Genomic DNA, 7,909 nt, shown 5'->3' with positions numbered 1-7,909 from the left:
ATCCAGCGCCTCTGCCAAGATCAGATCAACCCGTCCTTCCTGAGTTGCATTGAAGAGTGCTTGCAGCCCGGGACGCAACATGGACGCACCAGAGACCGCCCGATCAGAATACGCAACACGCCATCAATGAACATCAACCGGGTCATCGGTCGGGTGTGTGAGAGGTCCCGAAGCCAAGCGGAAAGGCGCGGCAGGGTCGCGCGTTGTGGCGGAGTCAGGGCTATTGAGTCCACATCACTAGTAATCAGCCATTGCAGCCATCGGGCATAGCGAAGTTCCGGCGTCTTAAATGAGGTTGCGCGCAGATGAGCGAGGGCGCCGCAATCGTCGAGCGGTCCGGCCGCCTTCTGAAGCCTGTCCCACATATCCCGGTCGGACGCGGGCCAATTGGCGATAGGTAGAACCAGGCTCATTTGCGGCACCCTTTCTTCGCGTCTATCAGGTCCGCGAAGGCACGTGTTGCCGACCGTGCCTCAAGACCGGAATACATGTTGATGGTGTGGCTGTGTTCGGGTGCATTGAGTATCCGGGCCAGGTTGCGGAGCAACGCGGCGATCTCGCTGATCATCTTTGTGGTCTGGTTGTTGGTACGCGTTAACATCTGGCGCAGACCACGTTCCGCGAACACTGGATCGATCAGGATCTCCAAACCTCCAATCTCCGTGATCGGGAGACCAGCATGAACGACTTCGGAGGCAAACCGAACCAACTGTCTTTGGTATTGAGACAGGGTTGCAGGTCGGAGTGCTCTGTTCTGACCGTCATCTGCCAGCGGGTCTGGTGTGGACAGACGATGCATCATCTTTGCAAGATCAGATTGGAATGGCGCCGGAATCGCGGTCACCGAAAAAGTGATGACATTCTGACGCGTTTCCAGAGGCAGAGCGGCCTTGGGCCATTGTAGAATACGTCGGACCGCCAGATTCCAGCCGTTGTCGTACTCCGCCAGCGGGGCGGTCGAACGGTGACGAGAACCTTTCTTCGGGAGGCGCAAGGCGTCGATTTTGCAAGGGAAAGGATCACTCCAGACACCGTTGTCTCGGCCGATGAAGTTGCGTACTGGGATCTTCTGGAAACAGACTTCGACATGCAAAGAGTCAATCATTCAGAGGGTTACAGCGTCAGAGGAGTTAATACCAACCTTGCTGAGAGCTTCTTCTCACGGCTTAGACGGATGATTGGCGGATAACATCTGAAGGTCGAAGGAAGATATCTCGATGCATACGCGGCTCATGCGGCTTGGCTCGAGGATCATCGGGAGGAGCGCAATGGCCGCCTGGCAGATTGCCTGATAGGTGGTGCGCTCGCGTCGCCGGTCAGCCGGTCGTGGAAGGGGTATTGGCAACGACGCGCAACGTGACGGCGTCGCCGGCATCCCAGACACACAAACCTTTCTTCTTCTCGATCATCTTGACGAGCTTTCGTCGCTTGGCATGCCGCAGCGCCTGGACGACCTTGAAGACCACCGAGTTTCTGAGCGCTGTATCTGAGATGTTCAGGTTGCGCTCCACCATTACGCGCTTGGCAAGCTCTCGCGTGGTCAGCTCGGCATCGACCCGAAGATGACGGACGCAGACATCCGCGATCTCGCCCTTCTCGAAGAACCCATGGCTCACAATGTACCGGGCACGCCGCCGTTCAGGTGCGGCGAACAGCTCAATTGTCGCGTTCACATGCGCCAGATCGTGCTTCGCATGTGCGATCTGCGCCTCGTATGCTTTAATCTGGCCCAGTATCTCGGCCCGCTTCTCTGTCAGCGTGTGAACAATCAGTGGTTTCGACATGCCGCCATTCCACACGAGATCTCGCCAGCCATCCAGATGGCAATTTGGTGCATTTGCTACCTAAGACCGGAGCGGCTCGTCTCTGAACCTGCCGTTGAAGCTTTCAAAGTATCCGTTCTCCCACGGGCTGCCAAGTTCGACGTAAGCTGTCTTGGCGCCAACGGGAGCGATCCAGTCTCGGACAGCCTGGGCGACAAATTCCGGCCCGTTATCTGAACGTATGAAACTCGGCGCGCCGCGAAGTATGAACAGGTCTGTCAGGACATCGATTACATCGGTTGAGTTCAGCTTCCGCTCGACCCTGATAGCCAAACATTCCCGACTGTACTCATCAACGATGTTCAACGACCGGAAAGCTTTGCCATCATCGGTTCGGCAATGGACAAAGTCATAGGACCACACGTGTTTGCTATACTCCAGCCTAAGCCGAACACAAGACCCATCCACTGCCCGGCAGGGCATTGCGCAGCAATGTCCCGAGAGGGTTCAGCCAGAGCCGCCCTTTCTTCGGTTGTTTCACTGGCACTTTCAGCCCCTCTCGTCGCCGCTCGCCATTGTGCTCGAACCAATGGCGCCTTCAACGGCTCATTTCTTCCGCCAGCGGTAATAGGTTTGCTCAACAACACCAATCTGCCTGATCGCATCAAGACGGGACATCCCTTGCCCTATCAGAACTTCAACCTGCCGTAACTTTAAGACAATCTCTTCGGGCTTTGGTCTCTTGTTTGCCATTCGTGGTCCTCCGTTTCCTAAGCATAACGGTGGACCAGTTCAGTATGGGAGGTTCAGGTCAAGCCAGGGATCATCGTGCGACCACCACCGTCGATGACCTGCCCCCCCTGCGACTGCGACCTCCTCAGTAGTGAATTATGCAATCAATTTGCCAGAGACCACGACATTGGCGCCATCGATCAGTTCTTCATTCAAACCGTCGAAAACGTTGACGTTGGTAATAACAATGGGCCTGGCAGGTTGATCCTGCGCCCCCGCGATCGACGCCGCGAGGTCAAGAACAGAGGCAATCACGGTTCTACGCGATATGATGCTCACTCCATGTCGAACTTGTATATGGTGCCATCCTTCATGATCATGCCGAAATTCGCCTTCGCATCGCTGATCAGTTGCAGGTCCTCCAGCGGATTGCCGTTGACGAGGATCATGTCTGCATAGGCACCTTCCTCGATCACGCCGAGCGGCCCGAGCGGATAGGGCGTTAGCAGCCCCGACATCTTAAGCAATTCGGCGTTGTCGCAGGTGGCCATCTTCAGCGTCTCGTAGGGGGTAAACCACCGTTCCATCTTCGCCAGCACCGCGCCCTGACGTTTCGCAAGGTCCGCACTGAAGAGCGTGTCAGTACCGAAGGCAATCTTCAGGCCCAACTCCTTGGCGGTGCGGTAGACGAAATCGGTTCCGTCAGTGACGAACTTGTACTTGGCCTTCTGGAACTCGTTCAGGGCCGGTGCGTCTTCGTCATCGAGGAATGGCTGCATGCTGAGCCAGACATCGTTGTCCTTAAACATCTGCAGTGTTTCGCGAGTCGACATATGCGCGTGCTCAACACTGCGCGCGCCATTTTCGATGGAGTGTTGAACCGCTTCGTCATTGATCGCATGGGTGGTCACATAGGTGCCCCAGGCTTCTGTCGCCTCGACAGCAGCCTTGAATTCTTCATCGGTGAACTGGATGGTGTGGATCGGGTCGTAAGCCGAGGTGACACCGCCGCCCGCCATCAGCTTGATCTGGGTGGCACCCTGCATGAGGTTTTCGCGCGTGCGCTTGAGAACGTCCGGTACGCCGTCCGTGATGTAGAACATGTTGCCTCGCTCGAAGGAGTGCAATTCGCCGGCGCCCTGCGGCACATCTCGCGTCATGCGAAAATCCTGATGGCCCGCTGTGATCGACAGCGCGGGTCCCGAGGGAAACACACGAGGTCCGTCGATCAGACCCTCGTTCGTTGCCTTGGCGATGTCGAACATCGGGCCAGCAGTATCACGCACCGTGGTGAAGCCGCGGGCAAGCGCGTTGTTCTGCGCCTTGGCGGCCAGAAGGTTCCAGTACCCCTCGCCGGTCAGTGCCAATTGGGCGATGGTGGCCTCGGCAAAGATCCCGTGCCAGTGGTTGTCGATCAGGCCTGGGATGAGCGTATAACCCTCGGCATCGATCTCGAAAGCGCCTTCCGGTGTCGGGATGTCGCTGCCGATCTTCTGGATCAGCTGGCCAGAGACCAGCACGTCGGCTTCTGACAATTCCTCGTCGCAGCCATTGAATATCTGCGCACCTCGAATAAGGACATTGTCGAATTTCATTCTGACGTTGGTGGTTTCAATTTCGCCGATTACGCCGGCTGGGACGACCGCATGGTTGGCGTCATGTGCCAGAACGCTGACCGGAGTTGCCGCGAGCGTGGTGCAGAGAAAATAGGTCAACATTTTGTTGGACATGATTGGTTTCCTCATTTTCAGATTTTGGACGAATTTCGTTGTGATTGCACTGGGTAGTTCAGGGGTGGAGTTGTGCCGCGCTGTGAAAATTGCAAATTGAGACGGGGGACCCTTACGGCCCATTTCTGCTCCGCGTAGAACTGTTTCGAGCGCCTGGAGGTGGGGCGGGTTTGAAGTAGGCAGGCAGCAATAAAGTGGACCGGCATCAGAAATTCAGCACCTTGTATCCGACCTGGACAGACCACTCAGCCGGTCTGTCACCGCCGAAGAGAATGCCAGGCTTGATGAACACTTGGCCATCGCCGCCAAATGCCTTGCCTGTCAACATGCCTGCAGTCACCTGCAGGCTGCCAAATGTCGCGTCTGTTTCCCAATCGTGGATGATTGCGGGATCGAATGTCAGGTAGAAACGCGGATTCTTCAGCTTGGGAACATAGTAGAAGTCGATCGTGGTCGTGTTTACATTCTGGCCTTGATCATTCCCGCCCTCCAATCCGAATGTTTGAACCCAGGCTGGGGCGAAAATTGCTCCGTTGTTGAGAAACCAAGCGTAGAAGGCCGAGGTTTCACCGGCAAATTGCCCATACCCGGCGGCTTCGGTTTCCGCTGTGTTCAGAAACAGTTCAAAAGTGAAAGCGGCCCCGTTTTTTTCGGTAAGGTGGAAAACGTCAATGTAGGTTACGCTTATGTCGCCCAATGTGAATTCAACCCCTGGCTCTCCGCCGTAGATGGGGTTTGCGTTGAACGGGCTGTCCGAGCCTGGGACGGTTATCCGGAACGCCCGTTTTCCACCCTCACCGAAAGGTTGCGTGTAGAAGGCCTCGAACAGGCCGGTGTTCAGGTCGGAATTGATCTGGTTGAACTGATACTGGAAGCCAAACTGCGTTGTCAGCAGCGTTGGGTTGGTTCCGTTGTTGATCTCGCTGAGGTCTTCCTGAGCATTTGCATGTGTTGCAATGGTAGCTGTGAAGAGAGCTACCAAAGCAGACAATCTGCGCAGCCTTGACAGGAGCATCCGGTCCTCTGTCCGGCCCGAAGATTTGCATTCCGCGTAACCCACTTAATTATTCTCCATTTGATGCCGCCGAACTGCCCTGATTATCTTTCGTCTGCCGATGACAATCAGAAGTGAGATACGCCCGAAATTCTATATTCAGCTCATTCAAAATCTGTTCATATTCTGCCGCGCGAGGCGGAAGATTTTTCCAGCGTATTATGGCTTGTTCGGCTATTTCCATCTCTTCACAGATTGACCGGAATACTGGGTCCTCACGAAACTGAACAAAGATCCGCTCACCTTGCTCGGGGTACCTGTCAATCAAATTTTCCAGAAAAGCGTCCATTATCCGTTGTGCTCCTGCCGGACCACAGCATCAAAAGGCGTGGATTAGAACGTTGTTACATGTTGTATACATGCAGTTCGCAGGCCAAAAAAAGTATGGCCAGATGGCTTGTTACTTCTATTTTCTTTTCTTAAGGGTTCTATGGACCAGTGAGGACAAAAGTGACCAGCAGTCATTGGCCGACACGTTTGGAGATGTCCGAAGAGGACATACGTCGACAACTCGAACGAATACTTGACTATAGTGGACTGCAGTCCAGTGCCCGGCGTCGCGAGATGCTGGCATACATTGTCGAGGAAGCCTTGGCGGGTCGCGAGAACGAACTGAAGGCGACCACTATCGCAATCGCGGTCTTCGGGCGTGGGTCTGATTTTGATCAGCAAGCCGACCCGGTCGTGCGGCTCGAAGCCCGAAAGCTGCGCAGGGATCTCGACAACTACTATGTCGGGCGAGGTAGCAATGACCCGATCCGCATTAGTATTCCAAAAGGTCATTACATTCCGAAATTTTCCGCACGAGAACAGATTGTGCCCGAGGCAGTTCATCCCAGGGCGACTGAGGTTGTCGACCACGAGCAAGTGTCGAAGCCTAATACAAGGTTCTACACGGGACTGGCTTTGCTGGTGGTCATGTGCCTAGTCATTTTGGCCGGATTTGGTTTCTGGTACGAGAGACCTGATAGCCCTGTACCAGCAATAGCCGAGAGGCCCGACAAAAAAGTTTCCATTCTAGTTGAGGATTTTGAAGTTCGAACGGACGACGCTCTTGTTTCGCTTGTCGCCTCGGGCCTGACCAATGAGCTTGCTGCGGATTTGATCAAGTTTCCGGATCTTGCAGTGCATATTGCATCTGCTCAAGTCGCGCAGGGCTCGGGGACCACGTCGTTCGAAATCCATCAGCCAACCGCTGAGTTTACAGTGACCGGCGACGTTTGGCGCGATGGCGGCGAGTTACTTATCCGAACCAACCTTTTGCGGCGGGATGATTTCGAAGTCTTATGGAGCGAGCGCTATGCCGAGGGCACCAATGGCCAGAGCATAACCGAAATTCAGGACACGATTTCTGCGCAGATCGCTTCGACAATAGGGCAGCAATACGGATATGCGCTCCGCGATGTTCGCACTGACAGACTTGTGGATCGAAACGACCCAACACTGCGAGGGTTTGCGTGTGTCGCGAGTGCACAGATTTACCGCAGAACATACCATCGAGATCAATATCAGGCTGCGCGGGATTGTCTGGAAGCGACCGTTCGCGAGGACCCGGAATACGTTCGCGCATGGGCAATGCTGGCCTACCTGCGCAATGATGCTGCCCGGTTCGGTCATGAGAAAGTGCTTTCAAGGGACGCGGCCTTTGCCCTTGCCAAAGAGGCAGCGGCACGCGCTATCGACTTGGATCCACGGGATACTGACGCGCTTCAGGCGATGTCCCATGTTGAGCAATACGCGGGTGATATGGAGCGCTCGATCGAGTTTGCACAAAGAGCCGTGGAAGTTAACCCCAACGATCCAGCCGCACTGGCCAATCTAGCGATCCGCTATGGAATAGCAGGTCGCTTCGACGAGGGAGTTCCAATTATGCATCGCGCGATAGACCGCTCTGTTGCGCCACCGCCGTTCTACTTTCACCTGCTGGCCGCGGACCATCTGCTTAGAGAGGAATGGGAGGAACTGGCCATAGATGCGGAACACGCCTCCACTGATGGCTGGTCCTTTGGCCAGGCTTTGCTTGCCATCGCTTACAGCAAACTCTCAAACGAAACAGCCGCACGAGTTGCTCTCAATAGACTGGCTGAGCTCGACCCGCTTCTCTACGAGGACCCCAAAGCATGGCTGGAATCGCATAGTATGAACACGGTTCTTGTCGAAGCCGTTACCAAGGGTTTGTCAGAAGCGCACACTTTTGTTGACGAATGAAAGCCGGGCGTAAAGCTCTTCGGATCTCAGTGGCAGACTCCGAGCTGCTTTTCTGCTGCAGAATTGTACCCTAGCCCATCGTGCCTTGAAGAAAACGTAGATTCTCCGTGCTGAGCTTGGGTGTGCGGTCGCTACGACGCCAAAGCGCATACACAAGGTAGCATCTCTCTGATGGTTGCATCAAAGCTGAAAGACTGCCGACAGGAAGAACGCGATGGCCGTTCGAACAGTCAATACTATGACAGAAGTTGCCACCGCATAGTTTGCGCGGAACGGACCTTAGCGCAGACTGCAGCGAATGACAGCCTCCTGCCGATATTGTTGAAAAACAACGTGTTGCTGGCGCAGAGAGAGGCGTACCGAACTGAGCGCGAGTGCCTTTCTTGTCAGGCTTTGCTCGTTTGCTGCGGTGCGGGAAAGAT

9 protein-coding genes and 2 pseudogenes are annotated in these 7,909 nt (G+C 55.1%); 2 read left to right on the top strand and 9 right to left on the bottom strand.

Annotated features, from left to right (window positions below; translation table 11 throughout):
- A pseudogene (locus ACR0BK_RS20130) lies at nt 1-108 on the bottom strand (hypothetical protein); the annotation flags it as partial.
- A 301-nt stretch (nt 109-409) separates the two neighbouring features.
- Nucleotides 410-844: a hypothetical protein gene (locus ACR0BK_RS20125; RefSeq protein ID WP_480556042.1), complete on the bottom strand. Its 435-nt coding sequence runs from the start codon at nt 842-844 to the stop codon at nt 410-412.
- Between the two features lie 120 nt (nt 845-964).
- Between ACR0BK_RS20125 and ACR0BK_RS20120 the strand changes: the two genes are divergently transcribed.
- Nucleotides 965-1,189, top strand: coding sequence for a transposase (locus tag ACR0BK_RS20120; protein WP_480519237.1), 225 nt, complete (start codon nt 965-967; stop codon nt 1,187-1,189).
- A 127-nt stretch (nt 1,190-1,316) separates the two neighbouring features.
- Here ACR0BK_RS20120 and ACR0BK_RS20115 read toward each other — a convergent pair whose 3' ends face one another.
- From ACR0BK_RS20115 to ACR0BK_RS20085, 7 genes and pseudogenes are all read right to left on the bottom strand, one after another.
- Nucleotides 1,317-1,784, bottom strand: a complete 468-nt coding sequence (locus ACR0BK_RS20115; protein WP_480556041.1) for a hypothetical protein — start codon at nt 1,782-1,784, stop codon at nt 1,317-1,319.
- Nucleotides 1,785-1,853: 69 nt separating this feature from the next.
- Nucleotides 1,854-2,328 (bottom strand): annotated as a pseudogene (locus tag ACR0BK_RS20110) (DDE-type integrase/transposase/recombinase); the annotation flags it as partial.
- A 41-nt stretch (nt 2,329-2,369) separates the two neighbouring features.
- Nucleotides 2,370-2,516: a hypothetical protein gene (locus ACR0BK_RS20105; protein WP_480519233.1), complete on the bottom strand. Its 147-nt coding sequence runs from the start codon at nt 2,514-2,516 to the stop codon at nt 2,370-2,372.
- Nucleotides 2,517-2,651: 135 nt separating this feature from the next.
- Nucleotides 2,652-2,834: a hypothetical protein gene (locus ACR0BK_RS20100; protein WP_480556040.1), complete on the bottom strand. Its 183-nt coding sequence runs from the start codon at nt 2,832-2,834 to the stop codon at nt 2,652-2,654.
- On the bottom strand, nt 2,831-4,225 hold the full coding sequence (locus tag ACR0BK_RS20095) for a metal-dependent hydrolase family protein (protein ID WP_480556039.1): 1,395 nt from the start codon (nt 4,223-4,225) through the stop codon (nt 2,831-2,833). The genes ACR0BK_RS20100 and ACR0BK_RS20095 overlap by 4 nt, the downstream gene beginning before the upstream one ends.
- Before the next feature lie 205 nt (nt 4,226-4,430).
- Nucleotides 4,431-5,240: a hypothetical protein gene (locus ACR0BK_RS20090; RefSeq protein ID WP_480556038.1), complete on the bottom strand. Its 810-nt coding sequence runs from the start codon at nt 5,238-5,240 to the stop codon at nt 4,431-4,433.
- 49 nt (nt 5,241-5,289) lie between these two features.
- Nucleotides 5,290-5,568 (bottom strand): hypothetical protein, encoded by a 279-nt coding sequence (locus ACR0BK_RS20085; protein WP_480556037.1) that lies wholly within the window; start codon nt 5,566-5,568, stop codon nt 5,290-5,292.
- A 275-nt stretch (nt 5,569-5,843) separates the two neighbouring features.
- Here ACR0BK_RS20085 and ACR0BK_RS20080 point away from each other — a divergent pair, with 275 nt between their 5' ends.
- Nucleotides 5,844-7,487, top strand: a complete 1,644-nt coding sequence (locus ACR0BK_RS20080; protein ID WP_480556036.1) for a hypothetical protein — start codon at nt 5,844-5,846, stop codon at nt 7,485-7,487.
- Nucleotides 7,488-7,909: the final 422 nt, after the last annotated feature.

This window comes from Ruegeria sp. AF1, from assembly GCF_056542125.1.
This window is presented reverse-complemented; position numbering and strand designations above follow the sequence as displayed.

Excerpts from the sequence above, each read along its gene's own strand:
- ACR0BK_RS20115 (WP_480556041.1), bottom strand. The coding sequence starts at position 1,784 with ATGTCGAAACCACTGATTGTTCACACGCTGACAGAGAAGCGGGCCGAG.
- ACR0BK_RS20090 (WP_480556038.1), bottom strand. The coding sequence starts at position 5,240 with ATGCTCCTGTCAAGGCTGCGCAGATTGTCTGCTTTGGTAGCTCTCTTC.
- ACR0BK_RS20095 (WP_480556039.1), bottom strand. The coding sequence starts at position 4,225 with ATGTCCAACAAAATGTTGACCTATTTTCTCTGCACCACGCTCGCGGCA.
- ACR0BK_RS20080 (WP_480556036.1), top strand. The coding sequence starts at position 5,844 with ATGCTGGCATACATTGTCGAGGAAGCCTTGGCGGGTCGCGAGAACGAA.
- ACR0BK_RS20105 (WP_480519233.1), bottom strand. The coding sequence starts at position 2,516 with ATGGCAAACAAGAGACCAAAGCCCGAAGAGATTGTCTTAAAGTTACGG.
- ACR0BK_RS20085 (WP_480556037.1), bottom strand. The coding sequence starts at position 5,568 with ATGGACGCTTTTCTGGAAAATTTGATTGACAGGTACCCCGAGCAAGGT.